The organism is Methanothermobacter sp. THM-1 (genome assembly GCF_009914355.1).
GTDB lineage: Archaea > Methanobacteriota > Methanobacteria > Methanobacteriales > Methanothermobacteraceae > Methanothermobacter > Methanothermobacter wolfei.
Map to the genome: position 1 here is coordinate 913,873 of NZ_CP044013.1, position 26,195 is coordinate 940,067.

The following is a 26,195-nucleotide window of genomic DNA, read 5'->3' on the forward strand; positions in this document are numbered from 1 at the left end:
CACTTGATAATATTAAAGTTGACCCCTTAAGATAGAGGGGGTCCGCTTTATCTGATGGATGCTATAAGCAAGGTCCGTTATGGGGGCTGTTAACGGTCAAAAATGTGCCCTTAAGGTTATTATCATGTGAGGCAAATCCTGATTCATGGGTGTCAGATCAGCAGGATCCGCGCTGATTGAAAACCTGCAGTTAATTTTTGCGAGCGGCTGCCCCATCCTGATGAATGGGGATGCCCTCTAGGACCTGGAAAAAAATAAATCATGGTTCCTCATTGAGGCTTACCGTGAGGATACCATCAGGGCAGGATTCTATGCATGCTGGCATGATGTTATCTGACTCTATGCATACCGTGCACTTTACTGCTGTAAGACCATCCATGTGAACTGCGCCGTATTCACATGCCTCCATGCATAATTTGCAGCCAACACAGAGGTCCCTGTTTATTATCGTTACTCCGTTGACCCTGCTGATTGCTCCGACCCTGCATGAATTCATGCATGGTGCGTCTTCGCACTGAACACAGACAACAGGGCTCTGGTCTGAGATCTTTATTCTCTCCCTTCCATGGATCCTTCTGCATGCTACCACACATAGACCGCATCCAGAGCATCTTTCAGGATCCTTTAATTTTATTGATATCATATCAGATCATTGGTAGATTATTGAGGGTTCAGCAGGGGCTTTCCTTGGCTTCCAGTTCATTTTTTTAAGGATTTTAAGGATTTCATCCTTGTGTTTGAATGGTATCTCATTATCCTCCCTTATGTAAAGGTGCAGATCCTGGGGGAGGCATCCATAGTATTTCATGTGCAGATCTATGTAGTTACTGAGTTTTATCATCCTTCCGCGTGGCGTGTCATTGGGCCTTATACATGTTTTTGCCACCGTCACCATGCATTCATTCAGGCTTTCGGCTGTGTAGATGAGGTGCGGGGGACCTGGTTCTGATTCAACCCTTTCCCCTGTTCTCCTGTCATTTATAACCCTTTCTTCTTCTCCAAGGTATAGTCTGCGATACTTGGATCCATGGGGTCCTGTTATGACGGGTATTCCCCATCTGTTAGCGCCTGTTGCTATTGCAAAGGCCTTCTGGCTCATGGCACCCCATGTTATAACACAGACACCTATACGGTTCAGGATGTAGTCTGATATCTCCTTAAAGTTCCTTTCAAGGGGTACCCTGGCAAAGATGTTGGATATCTTTATGGCGCTTGCTATGGCATGGGAGTTGGCAACTCAGGGTCCAAGGTTAAGAAGCCCTCCCCTGTCAAAGTCACCGGGATATTTCTCGTACAGGGTTTTTCCTTCCTCATCCCTGTAGAGTGCTATGTCCATTGCTGCGCAGCCTGCAGCCATGACTATGTAACCCCTTTTAAGGAACTCATCGGCAATTTTCGCAACATCTTCCTCACCATCAGGGTAATTGGAGCATGCTGCAAGTAGTATGACTCCTGGTATGTCACCGAAGACTATGGGTGCTCCAACGCGTCTTATCTCTATATCCTGAATAGGGCCTCTGCCTGATCTTATAAGGTATCTTTCCTTTCTTATCCTTTCACGAGCCCCGTGCATTATAAGGTTGAGTATGGGTATTTTCTCTGGACATGACTCAATGCAGACCCCGCATCCTGTGCATGCCCTGTAGAGTTCCTCAAGAGCTTCATGATTTCCTTCCCTTGCCTCACTGATGGCTTCAGATATTGGTAGCATGGCAGGACAGGTCCTGTCGCACTGTGCACATCCTGTACAGTCTTCAAGTGATTTTTCAGGGAAGGATGTGACCTTCTCTGTATTTAGGGGTGTTTCATTGCAGCCAGGTCTGCAGTCTGTGCATGGACTGCACTCTGTGAGTGATGGGATTTCAGATGTCCTGAAGGATTTCTGCATGGACTTCTTTAATGCCAGTTCAACAGCAATCCTTCCACCTTCTCCCTGTCCCTTATAAGTGCTCCGGGTATCTTTCCCTCTGCAATATCCCTTATTATCCTGTAGGGGTTATCATCTGTCCTATCCTCTAATCCAAGTGAGCATTTATCACTTGTTGTGATTACTGATATGTTCCTCTCCCTGCATAGTTCAAGTATGTCCGGTCTTATGCACTGTTCATCAAGGACAACAACATCGGGTATTCCTGTCTTTATGAACATGAGCTGCCTGGATATGGGGCCTGCTATCTTTGATGATAGGGAGTATCTGCCCTGATCAAGTGCTGTGCAGCATAGACCGCAGATCTCCAGGTCCTCGAGTACCCCTGTGGTGTCAGCGTAATCTATTATTTCTGTGCTTGGAGCCACATTATGGCCTATGCAGAGTATTACTGGTTTATCTCTGTCTATAACACCCATACCTATTTCCTGCAGCTGTGTATCTGCTTCTCCTGTTGGGAAGTCATAAAGGTTGATCTGGGCTATCTCTGCAACCTCCAGGGCTATGGTGTCTATCATCCCTGCATGAAGTGCCTTTGATTCAAATTCCAGGTGGTCTCCTTCCTGTCCTGTGTGTACCGATGCCATGAGGTTTGTGAGCTCCCTTTCAAGGGCTGCCATTATTCTGTCAAGATCATGGACTGTTTCCGGTTTAAGACCGGTGACCGCTGTGATTATGGGTGAAACCAGATCAATTGAACTGTCATATCTGAGTTCCCTTCTGGATCTTCCTCCATGAGCATGTCCACAAGGTCCCGTGCATGGGCTGCATGGGCCGATGCACCTATGCATGACATCATGAGGATGGTTCTTGCCTGCTGTTTCTCAAGGTTTATTCCGCATGAACCCTTCTTGTTGGTTGAAAGATCGCATCTGCCATAGGTACAGAGGCAGCACATGTCACATAGTGGCGCGTAGAATGGTTTAAAGTAAGATAGGAGATTCATATCCCATTTACGGAGTTCTGGGTAGTCCAGACTCACTTCTTTTTCATGGGCCCTTCTCACCTTCTTTTTATGCTGGATGAATGAGTCTATGTCCTCAAAGGACATGTTGAAGCCTTTTATTTTCATCCCATCCCCTATCTTAGATTTTTCCATAGGCAAAGTTTAACCCCTTCACTTTTTATTGATGGTGGTGCTAACCAACATCAACTTTAAATATTATCATTATTAATCATTACATATGTAGTGGTCACACATGATATATAAATGTAACCGGTGATATGATGGGATGGAACCCTGCCCATGGTGGTATAAAAAAGGCTAGTGTCTGGTCCCCTGAGATGACGGCACTCAGCATAAAGAAATCAAGGAGACCCCTTTTCGTAATAGGATCACTTCTTAACAGTGTTCCTGAAATAACCGAAAGAGTTGTTAAAATCGTTAAAAGAAGAGGAATAACTGTAGCTGCAACTGGAGGGTCGGCTTCAGCCCTTAAAAAGGCCGGTTTAAATGATTTCAACGTCATAGGTGCTATAGAGATAGTCAACAACCTCAAAAATCCGGAATGGAAAGGATTTGATGGTAAGGGAAACTATGATCTTGTGATCTTTATAGGAGTTCCCTACTACCTTGGATCCCAGGGACTCTCAACCCTCAAACACTTCGCACCACACATAAGAACACTGACCCTGTGCAGGTACATGCACCCCAATGCAGATATGAGTTTTCCAAACATGGAATACGAAAAATGGGTTAAGTGGCTTTCAGAGCTTGAAGGGTCACTTAAAACGTGAGGAAATCCTTTCTTATTTTTTATTTCTTGAGTTATCTACTTATTTAACCAGCGTCAGGCAGCTATTCTAATATCAAACTCCGGCATATCATTCTTCCACTCCTTTTAATAATAATCCACGGGTTATAGAAAAAGCAACTAAAGCTGCTAGGAATACTGGAAGGGCATTCAGGGGCGAAAGACCGATTACAAGAATGACCAGTATCGCCAGAGAGAGGGGAACAGGCACAAGTGCAGCAGGGACCGCCACCATCATACATCCCAGTGCCAGTCCAGGGGGTATCTGGGAGAATATCTGATGGATGGCGTTGCCCAGACATGAACCAGCGAAAAGAAGAGAAAATATTGGTCCTCCAATAAAACCAAAGTTCAATGCTCCGCTCAATGCCACCAGTTTGGTAAATGCGAAAACCAGGAGGAGAATGAAACCTATCTCTGCCGCCTGCTCTGTAATAACAGGTATTGTCTCTGTACCTAAACCAAAGGTAGTGGGTACTGCCACGGCCAGTAATCCTATTAAAAACCCGCCAAGGGTGCTGCGTATTACAGGTTTACCCTTCAATGGCATTATGAAGCGTTTAAAAATCTTATTCAGGACTATGAAAATCAGAGCGACAGGAACAGCAAGTATGCCCAGCAATATACTTACTCCCAGGTGCCATATCTCCAGTTTATAAACCGGAGGAGATAAAAGTCCCAGAACATGGGCATAATTGTAATCCTGGAGCACATAGAAAATAGCAAAACCGATCACAGCTGAAATTAAAGCTATGAGTAATGTCCCGTAAAAGACCACTGACTGTTTATGCTTTGATTCCAGCAATACCAGAATCATGACAGAGGGTGATGTAAATAAACCGGACCAGGCCCCGGAAATACTGCTTATAACATTAATCCTTGTCTTTTCAGGATCCAGCTTACGTTTTTCTGAAATCCATGCTCCTGTACCGCCTGCCAGCATACCCGTGGTAACTTCGGGTCCTAAACTGAAACCACCAACCAGTGATATCAGTGATACCATGACAGAGGATGGCACAGGTTCAGGGTCTAAATACCCTCTGTTCAATGCTTCGAAGACATCCATCTCTCCAGCCGGTGTATAACGGTTCAGTATGCCAACCATCAACCGGCTCCCGTCATGAGAACAACAATCCACGGGGATCCGGAAAAAGGTGAAATATCACCGGTATAGGGCATTATAAAGCTATGACCGACAGTTACAGCAGAAACAAACATCAAAGCACTTAAAGCACCGGTTAAACCTAACACTATCCCCCAGCCCATCTTTTCCCAGTAGGCCCTTGATGAAAGATCAAAATCCCCCTTCATATTTCCCCCTCCACCATATAGTTTATATTTACCACGTTATTTACCTTGTCCCATGGTTTGAATCTCCTCTTTATCTTCGTTAAACTTACCTATAACGAACATATTAAGATACTGAACCATGCCTTCAGCAAACATATTAACATTGGGCCGAACTTCCTCAGCTTTCTGCAGCCACAGAAATATAAACATCAGAACTCCTGTCTAAAGTGCTCCCTCCTTTTTAAGGAGGATTCTCTTAAGTTCGGTTCCGCCCTGATAGCCGCCAGGCGATCCATCACTCCTTATAACACGGTGACATGGTATTATGATGGGGAAGGGATTGGCTGCAAGGGCAGAGCCCGCGCTCCTTGGGCTTCCGCCGGCAGCTTCTGCAAGTTCACCGTAGCTCATGGTGGACCCCCAGGGGATCCCTGAGACAACCCGGAGCACCCTCAGCTGGTAGGGTGTGCAGACTGAAAGATCAACCCGTGAAAGGTCAAACTCAACCATCTCCCCATCAAGTAACCTTTCCATCTTTAATACTGTCTCACGGACAAACTCCGGCACCCCTTCACTTATCCTGTCATCATGGTCCCCTGAGAGTGAAACACCCAGTATCCTCTCACCATCAAATCTTATCACCGCATTAACCAGTGGATGATCCAGCATGATCCTCATTGAAATCAACTCAAACCCCTTAAATATTATGAACATACACTATAATCAAGGTGTGGTTCCATGGAAAAGTATGTGAAGATCTTCGTGGCGGCATCGATTTTCCTGGCCCTCATAGCCCAGCTCTCCGAGTTCAGGGGGGATATCATTAACGTCCTGACCCCCACAGCAAACCTTGCAGCCTTCATCGGGCTTCTGTATGTGAGCATCTATTCAAAGAAGCTCTATCCGAAATTTTTCCCGGCCCTCATCCTCCTCACCTCTGCACAGTTCTTCTCATTCCTTGGTGACCTTACCTGGACCATCATCGAGTCCATCCTGAGACAGAACCCCTACCCCTCAATTGCGGATCTATTCTACCTCCTCTATTATCCTCTCTTTGCAGCTGGTATTTTCCTCATACCCATAAAAAGACAGGTTGAAAGGATCCGGACGGCTGTGGACCTTTCAATAATTGGAGTCAGCACCCTGACGCTCCTGTGGATATTCCTCCTGAAACCCATCATATTCAGTGGTGGAGAATTCACAGAGGTATTCATATCAACCCTGTATGTCATAGGGGATGTACTGGTCCTCTTCATGCTCCTCGAACTTGCCGTAAATAAAATGGGATTCATAAGATCTAGGACGCTTAACCTCTTCATGATAAGCATAGCCGTCCTCCTCCTGGCAGACATAATCTTCACATACACCAGAACAATCGGTATAGACCTGCGGGAACCATGCCTGACATCTGGTGGATGGTAAGTTACCTCATATTAGTCCTTGCAGCCATGGAATTCTTCAAGGAGGACTGGTCAAGGCCAGTTTACAGTCCAGTGAAAGGAAGGATCACGGCATACCTTCCTGAAATCTTTGTCCTCTTATTCTATATCATGACCACAATTGCAATATTTGAAGTGGGTGGTTTCATACTAAGCAAAATAGGATTCGCAGAGGAGGTTATAATTGCGTATGGGCTCATCATACTTCTTTTCACCGGAAGACAGCACCTCTCAATGAAGGAGAACATCAAACTCCTTGAGAATGTTGAATCTAAAAGGAAAACTGCAGAGATGTACCTTGATGTTGCAGGGTCCCTTATAATGGTCCTTGATGAACGGGACCGTGTTAAGCTCATAAACAGGCGGGGCCTTGAGATCCTTGAAGGTGAAAGGGATGAGATAACCGGGAAACACTGGTTCCTCACCTTCGTACCTCCAGAGGATAGAGAATGGCGCCTAAAACTGTATCAGGATCACCTGAAGCAGGGGGATGATAGTTACCGCCTTGAAGGCGACATACTGACCCTTAAAGGCAGAAGAAAGACTGTTTCATGGAATGTGAGGTTCCTCAGGGAAAATGGTGAATTAAGAGGGAGCATAATAGCAGGTGATGATATCACCGATATAAAGAAGGCCAGGGAGGAACTTGAAATAAGTGAAAAACGTTACAGGAGCATATTTGAAGGCGCCCCGGTTCCTATAATATCACTTAACCATGATGGCAGAGTAAGGGACTGTAACAGCGCCACGGAAAGGGTCCTTGAATACAGCGCCGAAGAACTCCAGGGGATGAATATGAAGGATCTCATGCACCCGGATGACCTGAAAGGTGAAACTGAGGGTCTAGGAAGGCTCATCAGCAGGTCGGGTCGTCTCATATACGCGAATATCCGCGTTACAAGTATATGTGATGAGGAAATAGTCATCATTGAAGATCAGACAGAGATAATGGAGTCCCTCAGGGAGAAGGAACTCCTGCTGAGGGAGATCCACCACAGGGTCAAGAACAACCTCCAGATAATATCAAGCCTCCTGAGCATCCAGGAACGTCAGATCGAATCCAGGAAACTCAGGAATATCCTGGCAGAGAGCCGTGACCGTATAAGGTCCATAGCACTCGTCCATGAACACCTCTACCATTCAACAGATCTTTCCACTGTCAGTATACGGGGGTACCTTGAAAACCTCATCTCGAAGATAACACAGGGACAGACCTCTTCAGGTGTTCCGCGGATCCACACAAGCATTGAGGACCTCGAGTTCAACCTTGAGACGAGTCTGCCGGTGGGTTTAATCGTTAATGAACTTGTAAGTAATTCACTGAAACATGCCGAAGCCAGCAACATCTATGTTGAGCTTAAAGGACTGAATGGAGAATTCGAACTGAGGGTCGCTGATGACGGCAGGGGTGTTGAATCACCCGATGTCATCACAGGGTCCAGGAGCATGGGATGGTACCTTATAAGGGCACTTATAGACCAGCTGGACGGTGAGATGGATATTGAAACCGATGGTGGTCTCTCCATCAGGATAAGATTCCATGAACTGAGCTATGAGAAGAGATACTGAGATGAAGGCTGAAGGTGATGTAAAACTCACAAGACCCGTTAAGACCATGATGGGGAGGAGTATTATCAACTATCTTCCAGGAAATGACCCTTACGATATACCCCGCACGGTAGATTTAAACGGGTCCATGACCATTAACCGGTACCTGTCCCGGATCCCGGGACTTCATCCTGTCCGGGTTACGATCCATGGGAATTAACCGGATCTGCACGGGACCACCAGAATACACTACATACCCCTGAGAAACAAATGCGAAGGGGAAAGACTCAGCCCTCCGCATGACCACCAGAATACACTACATACCCCTGAGAAGCAGGCATTATATTAGTTTAATAGTATGGAGGAGCCAGAGGATGAGTGAACTTGAAGATGAAATTGAAATCCTGAAGGGTGAGATAAAGAAGAGGGATAAAATCATAGATGACCTCAGGCTGGAACTTGCAGAATGCAGGGGTCGTGTTAAGGAGCTCAGATCCGAAAACCGTTCTCTGCAGGATGAGGTTAACCGTCTCACCGTACTGAAACTTGACCTTAAATTGAGGGATGTTCAGAGGCTTGAGGATGAGAACAACCGCCTTGAACACAGGATAGAAATCACCAAGGGACTCCTTGATGAGGCCAGAGAACGTCTTGATGTCCTTGAAAGGGTTGTTGAGGAATTCCGGTGCCAGGGCTTCGCCGACAGGGTTAGGGGCAGAAAGCCTGAAAGCCTTATCTACTATGATGAAAGGTTCAGAAAATAGACCTGGCTGATCAATTTAAATCAGCATCCATTCAGTTCTGAACAATTTCCTATTTTTCCCCCTATGAGCCAAAATATATATGTAATAATCACCATATATTTTTTATCAAATGCCTGGAGTGATTCTATGGAACCATATGGCGGGGGAGACGGCCGTGTAAGGTGGGTTACACCTGAATGGCTCATGGATAACATGGATGAGGTTAAAATTGTTGACTGCCAGCCAAACATCCATGACTACATATTTGAACACATCCCTGGAGCAGTATACCTTAACGAGGGCCTCTTCCGGGAGCCCCGGGGCATGGCGCCTGCAATGTACATCCCTGAAGGAGCCGTTGAACTGATATTCCATCAGGCAGGCATTGAAGACCTGCCCACGGTTGTGTACACCGGACCCGGTGAGGTCAAGGGGTGGGGTGATGGCCTTGAGCAGACAATGCTGGCCTACAGTCTTGCAAGGTTCGGCCACCGTAACGTCCTTGTACTAAACGGGGGGCTCCCTGAGTGGAAGAAGGCCGGTGGTGATGTGACAAAGGTGTTCCCTGAGGTTGAGGAGTCAGACTTCTCTGCAGAGACACAGAAGGACTTCTACATTGAATACCCTGAATTCAAGAAAATAAAGGACCATGATGACGTGCTTGTCCTGGACGCCCGGCCAAGGGAGGTCTATGAGGGGCAGGGTCCATGGATAAAACCAGGACACATCCCTGGAGCGGTTAACCTCCCATGGGCGTCCCTAATGGATGATGAGAATAAAACCCTCCTTAAACCTGAAGAGGAGATACTTGAACTCCTGGAGGCTGCAGGAGCATCAGAGGATAAGACCATAATCTGCAGCTGTGGAACCGGGAGGGAGGCAACCAATGAATTCATACTCTTCAAATGGTATCTTGGCTACCCTGATGTCAGGATATATGAGGGTTCATTCACCGAGTGGACCCAGATAGAGGACAACCCAACGGTAACTGGTCCTGACCCCTACTGAAGCAAATATAAAAACGGCGATTTACGGACACACACCCCTGCCACAGACACCGGACTAACCATCTCCAAACAGGGTGCTGCCTGTTAAAAAATTATTAATTTTTTCTGAAATCTGTCCTGAGCTCTGAGCCTGCGAATAAAAGCACGATGAATGCTGCTGCTACATTAAGGATCATCAGGAAGACTCCGCCGGCAATGGTTGTCTGTACCGGGAAGAGGAAGTATGAGAGGTTTCCTGTGGTATGGATGATCAGAACTGCCAGTATACTCTCGGTTGAATTGTAGACCCATGCATATATTATGGATGCCGAGATTATCAGGATCATGAAGCTCCAGAAGGGGACCTGTGACTGTATACTTCCCTGTATGAAGAAGAGGGGTATGTGCCAGAGGCCCCATATGAAACCGAGTATGATGGCGGCGTAGACCGGTGAATATTTCCTCTGAAGTCCCGGGAGAGCATAGCCCCTCCAGCCGAACTCCTCCTGTAGCGGACCTCCAAGGAAGAATATGTAAAGGAAGGCCAGGGGGATGATCCATGGCTGGGAGACCCAGTAAAGGGATGGTGGAGCGTCCCCCCAGAGGACGCCGAGGAATGCTGATAGTCCCGTGATGAGTGGGAACAAGAAGAGGATTATAATCCACCAGAAACCATGGAAATCCCTTTTAAAACCCTTCCTGAGGAGGCTTAGAAGTTCATCCCTTCCGCCGTAGAGGAAGGTTAAAAGGATTGCTGCAAGTGTCGGTCCGAAGGCTGCAGGGTTGTAGGGACCTTTCAGGAAGGCGTCCACCGGTCCTGTGAAACTGAAGCCCGCAGATATCAGTGCAACTGGTATCCAGAGTATCCATGAAAAGACAAATGCTATTATGAAAAAGGCTGAAAGCTTCTCCTGCTTCATATTATCATCCTTATCATATCGGTCAGCAAAGAGGTGCATCCCCTCCATCATCATATCAATCAACAAAGGCAAAGAGGATACATCATCTCATCCTCAAAGACTATACACATGATAGGTTCAGCTGAAATGACATTTATATTTTCACCCATTAAAGTAAATGTCAGCCTGAAGAATATTAAAATCCTCCTATCCCCTGCATTGAACTCAGCAGGACAGGTTGCAGAGATACTCCTCATATACACCGCTACTCCAAGTGACTGTTTGCCATCAATCCTCTGATACTCCCCATATAACCACCCTTAAGACCCGACCCCCTGTTATCACCCGGTGACTCTGGATGTAATGTTTTTTCATCCCGGTCACCATCGATCCCATCCACCCTCAAGCTGATTTAACTCCTATTTTCCAGGGTTTCTAAGGCCGGATAAGAATTCCCTGAAGGGCCTCTTACCCAGAAGCCGGATAAAGGTAACGGCAGGTATAAATGGCCTTACCTCAACTTCAACATCGATACTTCCAGTTACATCATCATGAAAAAAATCTGGTTCAGATGTTATTTCAATTTTCCCTGATCCCCCTGTAATGGCTCCAATGGACCACAGGTACCCGTTTATCATGGCCGTGTCAGCAGCGTCCCCCAGCCCCAGTTTAAGATGGACCCTGAGAAAGACCAGGTTAACCGATGATATGACCCTCCCTGTGAGGTGCAGAATCTGACCCCTTGCACCCAGGAGCCTTGATGTGAAATCCCTCATGGCCTTAATATCAGGGGCCTGCCTTTTTCCAGCCCCACCAGCAGCATCAGGACCGAGCCTCTTCCTGAAGAACCTTAAATTCCATACTCCCACCTGAAGTGTTAGGAATGTTCCCTCACCATCCCTTAAACCGGTGAGTCTGATCCTGTAGGGTAAGAGGAGGAGGACTATGATGAGGACTGCCAGGAGGGCCAGTGAAGTGAAAATCCACCAGATCACTCTTTCAAAAATGTTAATCCCTCATAGGCGCTTCAGGGGCATGAAATCAGATTTCCCGTGGCTTCTGGATTCATTCCTCAGATGATTCCTCAGATTTCTTATTATCTGAGAGTTCCTTTATAACCTCTGTAACTGTGGATCCCAGTTCCTGTATGATTCTGCCGGTGCCTGCGGATCTGAGGTCGATGACACGTACACCATCGGGGCCCCTGACATCCTTCAGTATGACAATGACCGCGATGGGTTCAACGCCTGCAGCTGCTCCAGCACCGCTTCCAGCGCCTCCTTCAGAGGAAGAAGACCTTCCTTCACCCATACCTGCCCCGAAACCGACACCCATCTTCATTACAGGGATGAGAATTTTATCCTCTGTCTCAAGGGGTTCTCCAACAAGGTTCTTCACATCAAGGAGCCTTCTCAGCTCCTCAACTGTAGTTTTAATCGGTTCTTCAATTTTCATTTAAATCACACCATAATTTATGTTTATCCAGGTATATCCACTTTGGCACTGAAAATTATTCAAAAGGGTTTTATTATAATTGCATCATACCATAACTGGAGGTGTTTATTATGGACAGTAAGATTGCTATCCTGGCCCTTGTGGTGGTTGTTGCTGCTGCAGCCGGCGCCTACCTCCTCTCAGGGCCAGGTGAAACAGCAGACAACCAGACAGCTGAAAACGGGACGCGGGTTAATAAAACAATAGGTGCGGCTAAACTCGTCGCAACACAGAGCGGACCTGAAAGTGCAGAGCCAGGGACAAATGTCACCATAACCTGCAGGATAAAGAATACAGGAAGCGGGCCAGCCAGGAAGATTGAGGTCTCATCCCAGGACTTTGATAAATCCTTTGAAATTATCGAGGCCGGCGATGAGGTTGAATTCCAGGCCCTAATATACATACCCACCGAAGAGGAGATCAAGATGGACTTCGGTGATGATGCAACACTCTCAAACCCATTCTTTATAGGAGGATTTGGTGTTCAGTACACCGATGTAACAGGAAAACACTCAATAACAGCCAATTCAATAGAAATCAAACTGATAGGGGTCCCTCCAAGTCCATGAACCCCTATCCAATTTTTAAAAGATAATAAAAGTACACTATCCCCTTCTTTTAACAAGAACCCCAACACCTTAAAAGATAATAAAAGTACACTATCCCCTTCTTTTAACAAGAACCCCAACACCTTAAAAGATAATAAAAGTACACTATCCCCTTCTTTTAACAGGGATCTGGACCTCTGTTAAAAGTTCGGATTCATCAACCTCCATGGGACTGTTGAGGTAAACCTCGGTGACGGGTCCTGTGATCTCATAGCTGTTCTGGAGGGCATGCTCAACTATCCCCTGTATAACAGGGCCGACCTCAGTGTAGGGTCCCTGGTGAAGGGCTGCCAGAACTATCATTGGCGGTAACTCCTTTATTTTTATGTTCCCCTCAGGTTCTGCTTCACCCGCAAAGGAGACACCTATCTCATACCTGAGTTCCTCCTCACTGACCTCATCAGGACTGTTATAGTAGGTCCCGTAGACCCTGCCGGTCATCTGAAGCCCCTTCCCTATAACCCATCCTGCAACTTCCTCAATGTACTCCGGGATGCGTTCGTAGCTTCCCCCTGCACTTCCTGAAGGCCACCTTCACTCCTTCAACCATCTTTTCAGTTATATCCATAAAAACCTCCCCATTTTTTATTATCAGGGTGAAATTATAAAAATCTATCTATCCATTAACCAAAAAAACAGGCAGCCCCGCAAAAAACCTTCATCTCATCACGAACCGAAAATTAAAAGGAGCACTCTCCTCATAGAGGAGTGTTTCGCCGATTCTGGGATTACCTAAACCCTCAGGAGTATAACTCCCAGTACAACAAGGACAAGTCCACCTGCCTTCATGGCCGTTAACCTCTCCCCCAGGAAGAAGAGTGCTATTATAAATGTGAAGACAGGGAATGATGCCACAGGGGCACCACTATTGATGCTTCACCCGACTTGAGGGCATAGTAATAGAAGAGCTGGCCCAGGAGGGCTGCAGATATCCCATCAAGGGCCAGGAAAACCCAGCCCCTGGGGGTTACCTCCGAGAGCATATCAGGACCTCCCATCAGCATCACCCAGAAGAGCATGACACACGTTATAACCGAACTCCTTATCGTGAGGGCCACGCCAGGGTTAACACCCTCAAGACCCATCTTGCTGAATACAGGGGCCACTCCAAAGAGGAAGGCTGCCAGAAGGGCGAATATGTAGTAATTCACAGTCACACCTCACCACTTAGATAACATAGGGGCCATATCCTTTTTATAAACACGATCTTATATAAAAACTGAAAGGTGAAAAATCATGATACTCATCGTTGGTGGAGCAGGATATATAGGGTCACATGTAAACAAGTTTCTATCATCCATGGGCTACGAGACCGTTGTCCTTGATAATCTGAGCAGGGGGCACAGGGAATTCGTCAAATGGGGGCGGCTGGTGGAGGGCGACCTTGGAGACAGATCCCTGCTTGACAGGGTCTTCAGGGAATACGATGTTGATGCTGTCATGCACTTCGCGGCCTTTACAGATGTTGGTGAATCTGTTAAGGACCCAGGGGCATACTACAGGAACAACGTCATGAACACCATGAACCTCCTTGACTCCATGATGGAGAACGGTGTGTCCGGCTTCGTGTTCTCATCAACCTGTGCCGTCTACGGGAACCCCATTGAGATTCCCATAACAGAGGAACACCCCCTGAACCCCATAAGCCCCTACGGAAGATCCAAACTCATGGTTGAGGAGATACTCAGGGACTACCATGAAGCCTATGGCCTGAACTACGTCTCCCTCCGCTACTTCAATGCCGCAGGCGCCGACCCTGAGGGTGATGTGGGTGAACTCCATGACCCTGAAACCCACCTCATACCCCTAGTCCTTGACGCTGCCATGGGCAGGAGGGAGTCCGTTAAAATCTTCGGCACAGATTACCCCACACCTGACGGGACCTGTATAAGGGACTACATACACGTCATGGACCTGGCCGATGCCCACTGCCAGGCCCTTGAATACCTGGAAAGGGAAGAAAAAGGAGTATTCAACCTGGGTAACGGCAGGGGCTTCTCTGTCAGGGAGGTTATAGAGGCATGCCAGAAAGTTACAGGTGAAGAAATAAAGGTCGTTGAGGATGATCGAAGACCCGGGGATCCGCCTGAACTCATAGGAAGCTCCGTGAAGGCCGTGAAGATCCTTGGGTGGAAACCCGAATTCAGAAAACTTGAGAGGATCATCGAAACCGCCTGGGCCTGGCACAATAGCAGAAACCGATGAAGTAACGATAAAAATGTTTACTCAGAGAAAACAGCACCCCAACCACCTGCTGCCAGAGAACATCCATCGCAGCAAAAATCCTCTTTTTTCTGCCAGAAATTGATCACCTACCTGAGCAAAAAAACATTACCATATGGGTCAATAATAGGTACATGGAATTCTGAATATATAAAAACTGCTAGAAGGGGTGATGACATTGAATGTTACCGTAACAGGGGATATAACCGTTGACTGGATCCAGTGGCCGGTCAAAGAGGATGCCGATGTTTCCAGGTTCAACTGGAAGAGTCACCTGGGATTCAAAAGAAAAGCCCTCAGGGGAGGAGCTCTTCTTCTTGCAGACATGCTGAGTACGTCCCTAAGGGTTAATCATCTGGAACTGGAGGTTAAACCTGAAAATACAGATCCATCGGAGTTTATACATTCATTCGCAGAACTTGAGGATTCAGGTAAAGGCTATCATGTGAAGCGTTTCCTAGGTTACACTGGACCTGAAGATGGCCTTCCAGGGATGCCATTTAAATTCAGGGACTCTGAAGCAGATATCCTTGTGATTGATGATGCAGGGAATGGTTTCCGGGAAATGAATGATAAATGGCCCTCTTCATTAAGGAACGAAGAAACCCTCATAGTACTCAAGATGTCATCACCCCTCTTCACAGGGAGCCTCTGGCGTTACCTCGCTGATAATCACAGGGAAACCTTATAACGATCGTGACCGTGGATGACCTGCGGGAGTTCGGTGCAAACATAAGCAGAAGGCTGTCATGGGAGAAGACAGCAGAGGATTTCATGTGGCAGATGAACAACAACCCAGCCATGGCAGATCTAAGGGACCTTAACATGGTCGTGAGGATAGGACTTGAAGGTGCGGTGCACTACAGTGGGAGTGATGCGCGCTTATTCTACCACCCGCACCTCTTTGAGGGGAATCTGTTTGAAAGGTCCCCTGGAAAAATGCAGGGCTATGGCTGTGCATTCACCGCGGGTTTCACAGAGTCAATATGTAGGGGCCATGACATTGATGATGCCGTACGGAGCGGGATGACGGCATCAATGAACCTCCACCGGAAGGGATTCACACGAAAACCCGATTATCCCCTGAACATATTCAAGGCAGGGGACATTTCATGGATAGGATCCGTTAAGATACCCCACCAGGGCAGGGATCTCTGGACAATCGCGGATTCTCCACCGATATTTGACATAGAATCAGTTTCCAGGCACATTGTTATCAACGGTTACAGGCAGAGGAGATGTCCGCTTCCAATAGCACACTTTGGAAAACTTATAACCGCTGATCGGACAGAAATTGAGGGCTATCAGAGCATAAGGAACCTTATGATTGAGTACCTTAAGACTGAGAATCCTGAAAGACCCCTGTGCATCGGAGTATTCGGACCGCCCGGTGCAGGTAAATCATTTGCAGTGAAACAGCTGGCTGCAAGTGTTGACCCTGAAAGGATCGAGCACCTGAACTTCAACATATCACAGTTCAGGGACGAGGAAGACCTTATTGATGCATTTCATCAGATAGACAGGGAAGTTTTAAACGCCTTCCTAAAGATACCAGAGTACAGGCACGGTGTGCGGTCCATGGAGGCGATACTTGATATGAGTATCCTCCAGGATGTTAAAAGGTTCGAAAAGTCATCCCTGCCACCTGCGGGTCAGCTTGATCTGCACGTGGATGGTGAGCTTTTCCATAGGATGGTCATGGAAAATTAGGTGATAAATTGGAGAGAAGACGGATTATAAAGCCTGAAAACTACATTAACAGGCTTAAAAACATGCAGAGGATGGCAGAGGACTTCGCTGAAGCCGGAGATGTTAAAAAAACCGCCGACACCCTTTTCAGGATCGGCAGGGAGTACCACAAGCTTAAGAAAATAGGGTTTGCCCTTGAAAACTATGAGAACGCCCTTGAACTCTACAGGGAAGAGGGGGACCCTATGGAGGCCCATGTTTCACTGTGCATTGGAAGGGCCCATGAAATGGAGGGGAGGCTCAGGAAGGCCCACTGGTTCTATAATATGGCTGCATCCAGGTTCAGGAGGATGAATGACATTAAAAATGAGTCAGAAGCTATTATTAGAAGTGCTAAGGTCCTTGAAAAGCTTGGGAAACATGATGAAGCCCTTGAGGCCTACCAGTACTATAACAGGATCTGCATGAAGACACAGGATAAGGTCAGGGCCCTTGTAACCTACGCCAAGATAAGGGACCTTGAGGAGCAGCTTTCATCTGAAATTATAAGATACAATACATCGGTTCTGCTGCTTTATCTGGCATTAATCATACTCGCAGAGTATTTAACATCATTCATCAGCTTCAAGGCTGGCCTTGTACTCCATACCGGACTTCTATTTGCCCTCTTCATCCATTCATCCCTCTCAAAGAAGAGGATGAGGGTTCTTCTTGCCACCATGATGATGCTCCCCCTCATAAGGATCATAGGTCTTTCAATGCCCCTTGGAGCGGTGAAACACCTCTACTGGTACATCATCATAGCATTGCCCCTCTTTGCTGCATCGGGGGCCCTCATGAGGATTCAGAAACTTACAATGGATGAGGTTGGGTTAAACCTGAGGAAGCTGCGATGGCAGGTGCCAGTTGCACTTACAGGGTTCCCCATGGGTTATATTGAATACCAGATACTGAGACCCGATGCCCTCATACCATCCCTCAGCCCGGTCAACTTCCTCACGGGTTTTCTTGTGATGCTGATAGGGACCGGATTTGCAGAGGAGCTCCTCTTCAGGGGTATACTTCAGAGGAATGCTGAGAAGGTCATGGGGCCGCTGCCTGGGCTTCTGTATGCATCACTGTTATTCACAGCCCTTCACGTCGGCTGGAAGTCCGGTTACGACCTTATATTTGTCTTCAGTGTGGCCATTGTTTATGGTTTCGCTTTCCAGAGAACCGACAGCATATCCGGTATAACAGTTTCCCACGGGATATCAAACTCTATTCTGTTCCTTGTGATGCCTTTCCTCTAGATGGCCGGGAGATGCAAAATCAGGTGGAGGATGGTAATGGGAAGAGATACAAAACTCAACCATGGAAAAGAAAAAAACCATTGAAGGTTGATCAATAAAATTTTTTCAGTACCTGCATGAGGTCCTCAAGATACTCCATGAGTTCTGGCCTTATATCATCATCAAGGAGTGCGAATTCTAGGGATGTTTTGAGCCAGTCAACCTTGTTACCTATATCATAGGTCCTGCCCCTGAAAACGCATCCATAAACCCTATCAAGACACCTCATGGCGTCTGTCAGCTGTATCTCCCCTCCAAAACCTGGAGGTATATTCTTTATATGATCAAAAATTTCGCTTTCAAGGACGTATCTCCCCATTATCGCAAGGTTTGATGGCGCCTCACTGACGGCCGGTTTCTCAACCATGTCCCTTATACTGTAGAGGTTTCCGCCCAGGTGCTCTGCATCGATTATACCGTACCTTTCAACCCTGTCACGTGGTACCTCCTCAACTGCAATCGCAGAGGCACCATGTTTCTCATAGATGTCCATTAACTGGCGTGTGCAGGGTGTTTCCGCCGAGGTTATGGTATCACCCAGGAGGACTGCGAAGGCATCCTCGCCGTCTATATGTTTCCTTGCACAGTATATTGCATCACCCAGGCCCTTCTGTTCCTTCTGGCGGACAAAGTAGATGTCTGCCAGTTCAGATATTGCCTCTATCTCGTCAAGGTATTCTGTCTTGTTGTTCTTCCTAAGGAAGTATTCAAGTTCAAAGGAACGGTCAAAGTGGTCCTCAATTGACCTTTTACCCTTACCGGTTATTATCAGGATATCATCTATACCTGAAGCCACTGCCTCCTCTACAACGTACTGTATTGTGGGTTTGTCAAATACGGGTAGCATCTCCTTGGGCTGTGCCTTGGTTGCAGGGAGAAAACGGGTTCCCAGGCCAGCCGCTGGTATAACTGCCTTCATAAAAAACCTCCTTATACTTAAAAAAAAATAAAAAGTTTTTTTAACCACCTGCTGCGAGACTGCATAGGACTGGAGGTGTGAGCTGCGTTATCGTGACTGTTCCATCGGGATTTACTGTTATCAGTAACTCAACATAGATTGACTGTATCCCCTTGAGGAACTCCGCCCCCTTAGCAGGGTCCTGGGTCGTGTTAATCTGGTCTGAAGTTATACTTGAGAGTGGATAGAATTCATGGGATGCTGTAAGCAGATATGCCCTGGTTTCATCCATGAGTTTGTCTGCTGTTCCCCCATGGACGGTCATGTTGAGTGTTGCATTCCCTGTGCCGTTTCCATGTGGGTCGCACCACATCTTCATTGTGAAGCTTGTTCCTGATGGCAGTGACCCATTATAGCCGAGCTCCTTTGAAATATCCATCTGGACCTTACCGCCGGGCTGGATCCATGAATCAGCGTAGATGTTTGTAAGGGTCCCGTCAGCCTTTGAAACATTCTCTATGACCATCACCGCATGGATCTGATGGTCGGCTGCATGGTTATCAATTGCAAGGAGGGTGTCTCCTGCCGTCACTGTACCTGTATTTGCTGGCTGTCTCATCATGAAAGCCGCGGCACCCACAATGATAAGGATGGCGACTATCACCAATATTATAGCGTTCCTGTTCATCATAATCCTCCTAGACAATTGTAAGAACCCTGTAGATGACGATGGCTGCGAAGACTATTAGCAACGGTAGAATGGCTATATTCGAACCTGAAACCAGAGCCCTTATCCTTTCGCTTCCTGTTTCATCGGAGCCCAGAACCTCCTTCACAGCAAGGAACCCTATAAGGGCAAGCACTGCTATTATACTGTATGTCATGACATCTGCAGTCGTCACGGTGGTGGTTGTTGTCGTTGTAACTGTTGAAATCATGTCTAACCTCCAGTTACATCTTCTCTAAAACCTTACTAATATATTTTTCCATGAAAATTGTTTACACTTAAATGAATCATATACATTCATGAGCCAGATATTACTTCAGAACTCCTGCAGCAGGCTGAGAAAGGCTTCAGGATCCATACCATATATTCTGAGGGTCTTATGTCGGCTTTTATGACCTGATATGATCTCAACATCTTTACCGCAAATCTTTGAGAACTCCTTCATGATCTCCCTGTTTGCCTTTCCCTTCTCAGGGGGTGATTTTACCTTAACCACAAGTCTCTTTCTCCATTCATCATATGATGCTATTTCAAATCTTCCAGAACCCGGTGATACCTCAATATCCACCAGGAGATCATTCCCTGCCTTTCTCAGAGCATCCAATGCTACAGGCTCCATATTGATCCATCCAGATATTTGATCTGCTTGGTTTATGATAAAAATTTTACATGCCACGTATAAAAACCTGTGCCGGGGCACCGCAAAGTTTAAATATAAAAATGTAGATACTTTGTTTCACTCCCCGATCAGCACTCATTCTCATATGCAGGGGTGGTCGAGCGGTCAAAGGCGCTAGGTTGAGGGCCTAGTGGGGGAGTCCCTTCGCGGGTTCGAATCCCGTCCCCTGCACTATTCAAATACTATCATTAAGTGGGAAATAAAAAAAATGAAGTAACTATTTCTTGGACCAAACCATTAAGTCACAAATAAAAAAATTAAAGTAACTGTTTCTTTGATGAGCAGGAAAAAAATACCACAACAACTGTAAATATCCAGGCAGCTCATTCAACTATTATCTCCACTGTAAGCTCCTTGCCCTCCATGAGATCCCTTACAAGTTCCTCGCTGAGATCACAGGCTGCCTTATCAGCCCCTATCATGAGGGTCCTGCCGCATATGTAACTGCTCCTGCGGCAGACAATATCGGTGGGATGGTCCAGGGTTAAGTCAGGGTGCCCGTAACCCCTCACCTCATCGAATCCATTTTCAGTACGTAAAACGAGTCTTATCCTTGCAGAAGGATCCCTTATGGCCCTTTTAATTTCCTCAGGAATTGTTGATACTGAATCAGATGATGAAACACCTATAATACAGTCGGCTGTTTTCCCTATCTGCGGGTCCACAGTAACCTCAAGGGTTGTCCTGTGCCTGGCAGAAACATTCGGATGACCCCTAGCCCTCAGGGTATATCTCATCCCTCCCACTTAACCACCTCCAGAAACATGGGGTTTCTGCAGGGTTCAGAAACAGTTAAGAGACAGGACACATCATTACACCTCCCCACAGGCCCCCACCTGGATAATTTTTCATTGAAGCGCGTCCTGCCACTTCCCTATGTGGGAAACTGATATTTCATTGCCCCATCATTACCATGCTTATCACTGTTATCTAAAGCAACCATCTGCCACCACAAGGCATCACCCAGATTAACCCTGCAGAAACCAGAATAAGTTATTACCGATGAAAAATATAAATTTTACTAAAACTTTCTTGCTGTGATAATACCATGGAAGAGTATTACTTCAACGGGAGCAGATTGACTTAATTGATAGATGTCTGAACATGATTATTATATGATTCATATGAAGGGTACATACTGCCTCATCATAAGGTCCGATGGATCAGAGATGGATGTGGGAAGGCTTGGTAGAAGGGTCTTCCAGAAGGGATTCTATGTCTATGTTGGTTCAGGTTTCGGTTCCCTTGAAGGACGGATAAGGAGGCACCTTAAGAAGGAAAAAAGGTTGAGGTGGCATATAGATTACCTTCTCAGGGAGGCTGTGGTTGAAAGGGTCCTCTATACCACAGATGAACGAAGACTTGAATGCACCATCTCAGAGAAGCTCCATGGTCCATCCTCAGTAACTGGCTTCGGGTGTTCGGACTGCCGGTGCAGCTCACACCTCCACTACTTCGAAAGCCTTGATGATGCTACAGGTGCCGTGCTTGAGGCAATGGAGGGCTCCGGCGCCAGGGTGAGTGAATGGAACCTGTGATCACATGCTCCAGACGCCCGGCATCATGTCCTTAAAAGTTTAATGCCGGCGCCAAGCATCAGAACCCCAAATATTAGCTTCAGGACAGAATACCATGGAGGCACGGGGCCGATGATGCCCCCAGGGATAGAATGACAGACGGCCGGCAGAACAATCAGGACCCTGTAATGGCATGGAATATGCCAAGCTGAACATATCTCTCCAAAAAACACCTCCCCATAATTAATTATCCTTTGAATAAATGAATCTCCTGAAGAACTCCTCAAACTCGTCCTGATCCATGGGCTCGGGGACCGTGAAGTCTGTGTTACCATAGATTTCATCCGCAAGTTCCCTGTAAATAGCTGCCTGGTCTGAATCAGGAAACTTTTCAACAACAGTCTTTGCTTCAAGCTCGCTCTCCTGCACAAGGGGGCTTCTTGGAACAACACCGATAACCCTGGATCCTATCCTGGATGCGAAGGCCTCCACAATCTTAACCTCATCCCTTATACCTCTGCAGTTACATATAACCCCGCCAAGTCTGCCCTTGAGCTTCCTTACACCCCTTGCAATGTTGTTTGCAGCATAGAGTGACATGTACTCACCTGATGTCACAATGTAGACTTCATCGGCAAATTCCTCCCTGAGGGGAACCGCGAATCCTCCGCAGACAACGTCCCCCAGCACATCATAGATGATTATATCAGGGTCATCATCAAAGACACCCAGCCTCTCAAGGAGGTTCATTGCAACGATAACACCCCTCCCGGCACATCCCACACCCGGCTCAGGACCCCCGGATTCAACGCACCTCACACCACCAAAGCCCTCATGGACCACATCAGAAACATCAGGTTTCCGGTTCTCCTTCATGATATCGAGGACCGCAGGGATCCTCTGTCCATACAGGGTCCTGGTGGTGTCTGCCTTGGGGTCGCAGCCTATCACAAGGACCCTGTAGCTTGATGAGTAGGCTGCTGCCATGTTTGATACGATGGTGGATTTGCCTATACCTCCCTTACCATAAATGGCTATCCTCTTCATTGGCACACCCTGCTCACTTAACAAAGGCCCCTATAACATCTCCCCTTGTGATTATCCCTACAAGGTTTCCATCCTCATCAACAACAGGGAGCCTCTTTATATCATGCTTATCCATGAGTTCAGCTGCATCAGAGACAGATGCCTCGGGGGAGACCGTGATGACCTTCTCCTTCATTATCTCCTCAACAAGCATCACCGCAGCCTTCCTTATCCCCTTGGCTATCTCATCATACTCATGCTTCATTCTGATGGGAAGCTCCACAAGGTCCAGTGGGGATGGGAGTATAAGGTTGAGCCTTGGTGAATGGACCTCCAGGAGCCTCATTATATCCTCTTCACTTATTATACCCACAAGTTTCCCGTCATCATCAACAACAGGAGCCCCGCTGATCCTGTTCTCCCTGAGTACCCTGGCAGCCTCATGGATACTGTTCGTCCTCTTAACGGTTATAACATCACTCTGCATTGCATCCTTTACCTTTATCATCTATTCACCCCATTAACAGTACTTTATCTGACCTGAAAAATAACAGTTTCCCTGCCGGATATCCCCATGAAGCTGAAGATCAGTGAGCAGTGAAGTGGGTCATTGGGCTTTTCAGAGCCTCAAGGGCTGAAGAAGCATTAAACTGCTATAGACCGCACCAAGGGATAAATAAGATTATGAACCTTCAGAGCCTCAAGGGCTGAAGAAGTCATGGGAGGGCTGCGGCACCTCGAAAATAAAGAAAGGGTAAGCCCTGGGATCATCCCCGGTCCCTTGGGACCCTCCTGTAGACCAGGTCCCCCTCCCTGACCCTCCCTGATACAAGGATCCCTGCATGTCCATCCTCAACCCTCTCCACACTGCAGCCGTCTACCTGGATGGACTCAACCCTCTGTATCAGGGCGCCGGTGGTTCTGCCCTGGATTATTATCTCATCCCCCAGCTTTAGGGGTCTCCAGAGTCGCACCTCGGCCGCGCCTGCCTTCCGGTAGTAGTTCACAACCTCCCCAACATCGAGCTTAACATAATCCGAGACGTTGCCCGGACTCCCTGCCTCGGGCTCTGAGAAATAGAATCCCTTTCCAAGGCCCCTGTTAAACACCTTTTTAAGTTCCCGGAGCCACCTCTCCTCAAACCTCCATTCACCCTCAAGGTACCTGTCAACCGCCTCCCTGTACACACCCGTAACGGTCCCCACATAATCTGCGGGCCGGCCGCGCCCCTCTATCTTGAGGGCGGATACACCTGCATCCAGGAGCTCTGGGATGTGTTCAATCATGCAGAGGTCCCTGGGGCTTAGGAGGTAAGTTCTTATGTAACCTGAGGCATCTGTTTCAAGTTCAAACTCACCATCCTCGGATACAAGCCTCCACTTCTTTCTGCATGGCTGCAGGCACTCGCCACAGTTGGCGCTCCTCCCATAGAGGTATGAGCTCAGGTAGCACCTCCCTGACAGGGCTGTGCAGAGGGCTCCATGGACAAAGACCTCCACCTCGATGGGTGATGATGATGCTATACCGGAGATCTCATTAAGGGAAAGTTCCCTTGACAGTATAACCCTTGACACACCCATATCCTTCAGTACATGGAGGCTGCGGGTGTTTGATATGTTTGCCTGGACACTCACATGGACATCCAGACCGTTATCTGCTGCAAGGTCAACTGCTGCAAGGTCAGATGCTATGACAGCATCCACACCGGCAGAATGAAGTTCAGGGAGTATGAGTTCAAGCCTCTCAACATCCTCATCCCTGAGGGAGGTGTTGGTGCATACATAGAGCCGTGCACCGTAACCATGGGCCCTCTCAACGGCCTCCTCTATCTCATGGACCGTGAAGTTCCCTGCCCTTGCCCTCATATTGCAGCCCTCCAGGCCAAGGTAGACAGCATCAGCACCTGCCTTCAGGGCAGCCATGAGGGAGGGGAAGTCTCCTGCAGGTGATAGAAGTTCAGGCATGGTAACCACAGATTCATGTGAAAGAATCAGAGGCATGACCTTACTGACTCGTATTCCCTGATATTCCTGGGGAGGGGTGTGGGGTAGTCACCGTCAAGGCATCCGGTGCAGAGGAAGCCCTTCTTGATACCTATGCATTCAACCAGGGATTCTATGCTGAGGTAGCCCAGTGAGTCAACACCTATAATCTTCCTTATCTCCTCAACATCCCTGTCGGATGCTATAAGTTCCCTCTTGGTTGCCATTGCTATACCGTAGTAGCATGGGGACTTTATGGGTGGACATCCTATCCTCAGGTGTATCTCCTCTGCCCCCGCATCCCTTATGATATCGATGAGGGCCCTTGAGGTGGTCCCCCTCACAATACTGTCATCCACAAGGACTATCCTTTTACCCTCAAGTTCAGACCTTATGGGGTTCATCTTGAGTTTAACCGCGGTTTCACGCTCCTCCTGTGTGGGCATTATGAAGGTGCGGCCAACGTACCTGTTCTTGATGAGGCCCTCCCCGTAGGGTATCCCTGAGATCCTTGAATAGCCGATAGCAGCAGGTATTGATGAATCAGGGACCGGGACAACCACGTCTGCATCGGCGGGGTGCTCCCTGTAGAGGGCCTCCCCGATGTTCAGGCGGACCCTGTAAACGTTACGGCCATCGATGACACTGTCCGGGCGTGCGAAGTACACGTATTCAAACATGCAGTGGGCCCTCCGTGTGTCCGGTGCATTGGCAACCCAGTGGGAGTTTCCCCTGTTGAGGTGGAGTATCTCCCCTGGCTGGACATCCCTCACGTGTTCGGCTCCTATAACATCAAAGGCCACGGTCTCTGATGCCACCATCTGCACGGGTCCCTTCCTTGCAAAGGCCAGGGGCTTTATACCCACAGGGTCCCTTACAACGTAGAGGTCATCATTCAGGAGCACCACAAGTGAATAGGAGCCTATGAGCTGCTCTGAAACCCGCTTTATCGCCCCCACCATGTTAGGGTTTTTATCGTATTCCCTGCTCAGGAGGTGGCAGATCACCTCAGAATCTGTTGTTGATATGAAGCTGTGGCCTTCATCCTCCAGTTCAGCCCTTAGCTCCATTGAATTGATTATGTCTCCATTGTGGGCTATTGCTATCCTTCCTCCCTGGAATTCGCTCCAGAATGGCTGTGAATTTTCAATCCTTGACTTTCCAGTGGTTGAATAGCGGACATGTCCTATACCCACACTTCCCCTGAGCTCTGCGAGTTTCTCAGGGTCAAAGACGTCGCAGACAAGCCCCATGCCCCTGTGGGTCCGCATCTCATCACCGTCAAAGGTTGAAATTCCTGCAGATTCCTGTCCGCGGTGCTGGAGTGCGTAGAGTGCATAGTATATCTGGGAGGCCACGTTGATGTTCTTATCTGCTGAGTAAATCCCTACAATACCGCATTTATCTCTCACTTTAGATTCTCCCTGCAAGAAGG

At 47.6% G+C, this 26,195-nt stretch carries 32 protein-coding genes, 1 tRNA gene and 2 pseudogenes; 12 read left to right on the top strand and 23 right to left on the bottom strand.

Annotated features, from left to right (window positions below):
- Positions 1 to 259: 259 nt before the first annotated feature.
- The 6 genes and pseudogenes from FZP57_RS04725 to FZP57_RS09155 all read right to left on the bottom strand — a co-directional run bounded on the left by FZP57_RS04725 (position 260) and on the right by FZP57_RS09155 (position 2,999).
- Positions 260 to 589 carry a 4Fe-4S dicluster domain-containing protein gene (locus FZP57_RS04725; protein ID WP_191216621.1) on the bottom strand — a complete coding sequence of 110 codons (330 nt, stop codon included), beginning with the start codon at positions 587 to 589 and terminating at the stop codon, positions 260 to 262.
- A 3-nt stretch (positions 590 to 592) separates the two neighbouring features.
- Positions 593 to 643, bottom strand: a pseudogene (locus FZP57_RS09735) (hypothetical protein); the annotation flags it as partial.
- A 6-nt stretch (positions 644 to 649) separates the two neighbouring features.
- Positions 650 to 1,099, bottom strand: a complete 450-nt coding sequence (locus tag FZP57_RS09740; protein WP_370518317.1) for a hypothetical protein — start codon at positions 1,097 to 1,099, stop codon at positions 650 to 652.
- Positions 1,100 to 1,237: 138 nt separating this feature from the next.
- A complete protein-coding gene (locus FZP57_RS09745; protein ID WP_202879454.1) occupies positions 1,238 to 1,888 on the bottom strand; it encodes a 4Fe-4S dicluster domain-containing protein in 651 nt (216 codons plus the stop codon).
- An 8-nt stretch (positions 1,889 to 1,896) separates the two neighbouring features.
- Positions 1,897 to 2,547, bottom strand: coding sequence for a hypothetical protein (locus FZP57_RS04740; RefSeq protein WP_238337833.1), 651 nt, complete (start codon positions 2,545 to 2,547; stop codon positions 1,897 to 1,899).
- 53 nt (positions 2,548 to 2,600) lie between these two features.
- Positions 2,601 to 2,999: a hypothetical protein gene (locus tag FZP57_RS09155; protein WP_202879456.1), complete on the bottom strand. Its 399-nt coding sequence runs from the start codon at positions 2,997 to 2,999 to the stop codon at positions 2,601 to 2,603.
- Between the two features lie 152 nt (positions 3,000 to 3,151).
- Between FZP57_RS09155 and cdhB the strand changes: the two genes are divergently transcribed.
- Positions 3,152 to 3,664, top strand: coding sequence for a CO dehydrogenase/acetyl-CoA synthase complex subunit epsilon (cdhB, locus tag FZP57_RS04745; RefSeq protein WP_074359002.1), 513 nt, complete (start codon positions 3,152 to 3,154; stop codon positions 3,662 to 3,664).
- Between the two features lie 87 nt (positions 3,665 to 3,751).
- On the opposite strand, the gene FZP57_RS04750 is transcribed toward cdhB, so the two are convergent.
- From FZP57_RS04750 to FZP57_RS04755, 3 genes are all read right to left on the bottom strand, one after another.
- Complete coding sequence (locus tag FZP57_RS04750) at positions 3,752 to 4,786, bottom strand: chloride channel protein (protein WP_238337834.1); 1,035 nt, start codon at positions 4,784 to 4,786, stop codon at positions 3,752 to 3,754.
- A complete protein-coding gene (locus tag FZP57_RS09445; RefSeq protein WP_238337835.1) occupies positions 4,786 to 4,992 on the bottom strand; it encodes a hypothetical protein in 207 nt (68 codons plus the stop codon). The genes FZP57_RS04750 and FZP57_RS09445 overlap by 1 nt, the downstream gene beginning before the upstream one ends.
- A 201-nt stretch (positions 4,993 to 5,193) precedes the next feature.
- Complete coding sequence (locus FZP57_RS04755; RefSeq protein WP_238337836.1) at positions 5,194 to 5,649, bottom strand: methylated-DNA--[protein]-cysteine S-methyltransferase; 456 nt, start codon at positions 5,647 to 5,649, stop codon at positions 5,194 to 5,196.
- A 60-nt stretch (positions 5,650 to 5,709) separates the two neighbouring features.
- On the opposite strand from FZP57_RS04755, the gene FZP57_RS09450 reads away from it, so the two are divergent.
- The 4 genes from FZP57_RS09450 (at position 5,710) to FZP57_RS04770 (ending at position 9,709) form a co-directional block, all read left to right on the top strand.
- Entirely contained in the window at positions 5,710 to 6,393 is a 684-nt protein-coding gene (locus FZP57_RS09450) for a hypothetical protein (RefSeq protein ID WP_238337837.1), read from the top strand.
- A complete protein-coding gene (locus tag FZP57_RS04760; protein WP_238337838.1) occupies positions 6,369 to 7,979 on the top strand; it encodes a sensor histidine kinase in 1,611 nt (536 codons plus the stop codon). The genes FZP57_RS09450 and FZP57_RS04760 overlap by 25 nt, the downstream gene beginning before the upstream one ends.
- A 353-nt stretch (positions 7,980 to 8,332) precedes the next feature.
- Positions 8,333 to 8,722: a hypothetical protein gene (locus FZP57_RS04765; protein WP_191215989.1), complete on the top strand. Its 390-nt coding sequence runs from the start codon at positions 8,333 to 8,335 to the stop codon at positions 8,720 to 8,722.
- Positions 8,723 to 8,848: 126 nt separating this feature from the next.
- On the top strand, positions 8,849 to 9,709 hold the full coding sequence (locus tag FZP57_RS04770; RefSeq protein WP_191215990.1) for a sulfurtransferase: 861 nt from the start codon (positions 8,849 to 8,851) through the stop codon (positions 9,707 to 9,709).
- Positions 9,710 to 9,803: 94 nt separating this feature from the next.
- On the opposite strand, the gene FZP57_RS04775 is transcribed toward FZP57_RS04770, so the two are convergent.
- From FZP57_RS04775 to FZP57_RS04785, 3 genes are all read right to left on the bottom strand, one after another.
- Positions 9,804 to 10,607, bottom strand: a complete 804-nt coding sequence (locus FZP57_RS04775; RefSeq protein WP_191215991.1) for a type II CAAX endopeptidase family protein — start codon at positions 10,605 to 10,607, stop codon at positions 9,804 to 9,806.
- 398 nt (positions 10,608 to 11,005) lie between these two features.
- Entirely contained in the window at positions 11,006 to 11,581 is a 576-nt protein-coding gene (locus FZP57_RS04780; protein ID WP_074359009.1) for a DUF2953 domain-containing protein, read from the bottom strand.
- A gap of 70 nt (positions 11,582 to 11,651) precedes the next feature.
- On the bottom strand, positions 11,652 to 12,041 hold the full coding sequence (locus FZP57_RS04785) for a GerW family sporulation protein (RefSeq protein ID WP_074359010.1): 390 nt from the start codon (positions 12,039 to 12,041) through the stop codon (positions 11,652 to 11,654).
- 110 nt (positions 12,042 to 12,151) lie between these two features.
- On the opposite strand from FZP57_RS04785, the gene FZP57_RS04790 reads away from it, so the two are divergent.
- Entirely contained in the window at positions 12,152 to 12,649 is a 498-nt protein-coding gene (locus FZP57_RS04790) for a hypothetical protein (RefSeq protein WP_074359011.1), read from the top strand.
- Positions 12,650 to 12,793: 144 nt separating this feature from the next.
- Here the strand turns inward: FZP57_RS04790 and FZP57_RS04795 are convergent, their stop codons facing one another.
- Together FZP57_RS04795 and FZP57_RS09750 are read right to left on the bottom strand one after the other, a co-directional pair.
- Positions 12,794 to 13,183: a GyrI-like domain-containing protein gene (locus FZP57_RS04795; RefSeq protein WP_370518346.1), complete on the bottom strand. Its 390-nt coding sequence runs from the start codon at positions 13,181 to 13,183 to the stop codon at positions 12,794 to 12,796.
- A 237-nt stretch (positions 13,184 to 13,420) separates the two neighbouring features.
- A pseudogene (locus FZP57_RS09750) lies at positions 13,421 to 13,773 on the bottom strand (EamA family transporter).
- Positions 13,774 to 13,924: 151 nt separating this feature from the next.
- Here FZP57_RS09750 and galE point away from each other — a divergent pair.
- The 4 genes from galE (at position 13,925) to FZP57_RS04820 (ending at position 17,892) form a co-directional block, all read left to right on the top strand.
- The gene (gene galE / locus FZP57_RS04810; RefSeq protein ID WP_191215994.1) at positions 13,925 to 14,893 is read left to right on the top strand and encodes a UDP-glucose 4-epimerase GalE; all 969 of its coding nucleotides are present in this window, start codon (positions 13,925 to 13,927) and stop codon (positions 14,891 to 14,893) included.
- A gap of 190 nt (positions 14,894 to 15,083) precedes the next feature.
- On the top strand, positions 15,084 to 15,602 hold the full coding sequence (locus FZP57_RS09455; RefSeq protein ID WP_238337839.1) for a hypothetical protein: 519 nt from the start codon (positions 15,084 to 15,086) through the stop codon (positions 15,600 to 15,602).
- Positions 15,603 to 15,607: 5 nt separating this feature from the next.
- Positions 15,608 to 16,621: a KAP family NTPase gene (locus FZP57_RS04815; RefSeq protein ID WP_238337840.1), complete on the top strand. Its 1,014-nt coding sequence runs from the start codon at positions 15,608 to 15,610 to the stop codon at positions 16,619 to 16,621.
- An 8-nt stretch (positions 16,622 to 16,629) separates the two neighbouring features.
- The gene (locus tag FZP57_RS04820) at positions 16,630 to 17,892 is read left to right on the top strand and encodes a CPBP family intramembrane glutamic endopeptidase (protein ID WP_191215995.1); all 1,263 of its coding nucleotides are present in this window, start codon (positions 16,630 to 16,632) and stop codon (positions 17,890 to 17,892) included.
- 91 nt (positions 17,893 to 17,983) lie between these two features.
- Here FZP57_RS04820 and galU read toward each other — a convergent pair whose 3' ends face one another.
- The 4 genes from galU to FZP57_RS04840 all read right to left on the bottom strand — a co-directional run bounded on the left by galU (position 17,984) and on the right by FZP57_RS04840 (position 20,175).
- Complete coding sequence (galU, locus tag FZP57_RS04825) at positions 17,984 to 18,850, bottom strand: UTP--glucose-1-phosphate uridylyltransferase GalU (protein WP_074359017.1); 867 nt, start codon at positions 18,848 to 18,850, stop codon at positions 17,984 to 17,986.
- A gap of 40 nt (positions 18,851 to 18,890) precedes the next feature.
- The gene (locus FZP57_RS04830) at positions 18,891 to 19,535 is read right to left on the bottom strand and encodes a hypothetical protein (protein ID WP_238337841.1); all 645 of its coding nucleotides are present in this window, start codon (positions 19,533 to 19,535) and stop codon (positions 18,891 to 18,893) included.
- The gene (locus FZP57_RS04835) at positions 19,528 to 19,767 is read right to left on the bottom strand and encodes a hypothetical protein (RefSeq protein WP_074359018.1); all 240 of its coding nucleotides are present in this window, start codon (positions 19,765 to 19,767) and stop codon (positions 19,528 to 19,530) included. Before FZP57_RS04835 ends, FZP57_RS04830 begins: the two co-directional genes overlap by 8 nt.
- Positions 19,768 to 19,872: 105 nt before the next feature.
- On the bottom strand, positions 19,873 to 20,175 hold the full coding sequence (locus FZP57_RS04840) for a DUF167 domain-containing protein (protein ID WP_074359019.1): 303 nt from the start codon (positions 20,173 to 20,175) through the stop codon (positions 19,873 to 19,875).
- Positions 20,176 to 20,322: 147 nt separating this feature from the next.
- On the opposite strand from FZP57_RS04840, the gene FZP57_RS04845 reads away from it, so the two are divergent.
- Positions 20,323 to 20,406 (top strand) — tRNA-Leu (locus FZP57_RS04845).
- Between the two features lie 152 nt (positions 20,407 to 20,558).
- On the opposite strand, the gene FZP57_RS04850 is transcribed toward FZP57_RS04845, so the two are convergent.
- Positions 20,559 to 20,972 (bottom strand): DUF371 domain-containing protein, encoded by a 414-nt coding sequence (locus tag FZP57_RS04850; RefSeq protein WP_074359759.1) that lies wholly within the window; start codon positions 20,970 to 20,972, stop codon positions 20,559 to 20,561.
- Positions 20,973 to 21,350: 378 nt separating this feature from the next.
- On the opposite strand from FZP57_RS04850, the gene FZP57_RS04855 reads away from it, so the two are divergent.
- Positions 21,351 to 21,773, top strand: a complete 423-nt coding sequence (locus FZP57_RS04855) for a DUF123 domain-containing protein (RefSeq protein ID WP_238337842.1) — start codon at positions 21,351 to 21,353, stop codon at positions 21,771 to 21,773.
- Positions 21,774 to 21,995: 222 nt separating this feature from the next.
- On the opposite strand, the gene cfbC is transcribed toward FZP57_RS04855, so the two are convergent.
- From cfbC to purF, 4 genes are all read right to left on the bottom strand, one after another.
- Positions 21,996 to 22,799, bottom strand: a complete 804-nt coding sequence (gene cfbC, locus FZP57_RS04860; RefSeq protein ID WP_074359020.1) for a Ni-sirohydrochlorin a,c-diamide reductive cyclase ATP-dependent reductase subunit — start codon at positions 22,797 to 22,799, stop codon at positions 21,996 to 21,998.
- Between the two features lie 13 nt (positions 22,800 to 22,812).
- Positions 22,813 to 23,286: a CBS domain-containing protein gene (locus FZP57_RS04865; RefSeq protein ID WP_191215996.1), complete on the bottom strand. Its 474-nt coding sequence runs from the start codon at positions 23,284 to 23,286 to the stop codon at positions 22,813 to 22,815.
- Between the two features lie 259 nt (positions 23,287 to 23,545).
- A complete protein-coding gene (locus tag FZP57_RS04870) occupies positions 23,546 to 24,742 on the bottom strand; it encodes a peptidase U32 family protein (protein WP_074359761.1) in 1,197 nt (398 codons plus the stop codon).
- A 26-nt stretch (positions 24,743 to 24,768) separates the two neighbouring features.
- On the bottom strand, positions 24,769 to 26,172 hold the full coding sequence (gene purF, locus FZP57_RS04875) for an amidophosphoribosyltransferase (RefSeq protein WP_191215997.1): 1,404 nt from the start codon (positions 26,170 to 26,172) through the stop codon (positions 24,769 to 24,771).
- Between the last annotated feature and the right edge of the window lie 23 nt (positions 26,173 to 26,195).

Bases quoted from the DNA above. Each gene is read 5' to 3' on its own strand.
- FZP57_RS09740 (WP_370518317.1), bottom strand. From the start codon at position 1,099: ATGAGCCAGAAGGCCTTTGCAATAGCAACAGGCGCTAACAGATGGGGA.
- FZP57_RS09745 (WP_202879454.1), bottom strand. From the start codon at position 1,888: ATGCAGAAATCCTTCAGGACATCTGAAATCCCATCACTCACAGAGTGC.
- FZP57_RS04740 (WP_238337833.1), bottom strand. From the start codon at position 2,547: ATGGCAGCCCTTGAAAGGGAGCTCACAAACCTCATGGCATCGGTACAC.
- FZP57_RS09155 (WP_202879456.1), bottom strand. From the start codon at position 2,999: ATGAAAATAAAAGGCTTCAACATGTCCTTTGAGGACATAGACTCATTC.
- cdhB (WP_074359002.1), top strand. From the start codon at position 3,152: ATGATGGGATGGAACCCTGCCCATGGTGGTATAAAAAAGGCTAGTGTC.
- FZP57_RS04750 (WP_238337834.1), bottom strand. From the start codon at position 4,786: ATGGTTGGCATACTGAACCGTTATACACCGGCTGGAGAGATGGATGTC.
- FZP57_RS09445 (WP_238337835.1), bottom strand. From the start codon at position 4,992: ATGAAGGGGGATTTTGATCTTTCATCAAGGGCCTACTGGGAAAAGATG.
- FZP57_RS04755 (WP_238337836.1), bottom strand. From the start codon at position 5,649: ATGAGGATCATGCTGGATCATCCACTGGTTAATGCGGTGATAAGATTT.
- FZP57_RS09450 (WP_238337837.1), top strand. From the start codon at position 5,710: ATGGAAAAGTATGTGAAGATCTTCGTGGCGGCATCGATTTTCCTGGCC.
- FZP57_RS04760 (WP_238337838.1), top strand. From the start codon at position 6,369: ATGCCTGACATCTGGTGGATGGTAAGTTACCTCATATTAGTCCTTGCA.
- FZP57_RS04765 (WP_191215989.1), top strand. From the start codon at position 8,333: ATGAGTGAACTTGAAGATGAAATTGAAATCCTGAAGGGTGAGATAAAG.
- FZP57_RS04770 (WP_191215990.1), top strand. From the start codon at position 8,849: ATGGAACCATATGGCGGGGGAGACGGCCGTGTAAGGTGGGTTACACCT.
- FZP57_RS04775 (WP_191215991.1), bottom strand. From the start codon at position 10,607: ATGAAGCAGGAGAAGCTTTCAGCCTTTTTCATAATAGCATTTGTCTTT.
- FZP57_RS04785 (WP_074359010.1), bottom strand. From the start codon at position 12,041: ATGAAAATTGAAGAACCGATTAAAACTACAGTTGAGGAGCTGAGAAGG.
- FZP57_RS04790 (WP_074359011.1), top strand. From the start codon at position 12,152: ATGGACAGTAAGATTGCTATCCTGGCCCTTGTGGTGGTTGTTGCTGCT.
- galE (WP_191215994.1), top strand. From the start codon at position 13,925: ATGATACTCATCGTTGGTGGAGCAGGATATATAGGGTCACATGTAAAC.
- FZP57_RS09455 (WP_238337839.1), top strand. From the start codon at position 15,084: ATGACATTGAATGTTACCGTAACAGGGGATATAACCGTTGACTGGATC.
- galU (WP_074359017.1), bottom strand. From the start codon at position 18,850: ATGAAGGCAGTTATACCAGCGGCTGGCCTGGGAACCCGTTTTCTCCCT.
- FZP57_RS04835 (WP_074359018.1), bottom strand. From the start codon at position 19,767: ATGATTTCAACAGTTACAACGACAACAACCACCACCGTGACGACTGCA.
- FZP57_RS04840 (WP_074359019.1), bottom strand. From the start codon at position 20,175: ATGGAGCCTGTAGCATTGGATGCTCTGAGAAAGGCAGGGAATGATCTC.
- FZP57_RS04850 (WP_074359759.1), bottom strand. From the start codon at position 20,972: ATGAGATATACCCTGAGGGCTAGGGGTCATCCGAATGTTTCTGCCAGG.
- FZP57_RS04855 (WP_238337842.1), top strand. From the start codon at position 21,351: ATGATTCATATGAAGGGTACATACTGCCTCATCATAAGGTCCGATGGA.
- cfbC (WP_074359020.1), bottom strand. From the start codon at position 22,799: ATGAAGAGGATAGCCATTTATGGTAAGGGAGGTATAGGCAAATCCACC.
- FZP57_RS04865 (WP_191215996.1), bottom strand. From the start codon at position 23,286: ATGATAAAGGTAAAGGATGCAATGCAGAGTGATGTTATAACCGTTAAG.
- FZP57_RS04870 (WP_074359761.1), bottom strand. From the start codon at position 24,742: ATGCCTGAACTTCTATCACCTGCAGGAGACTTCCCCTCCCTCATGGCT.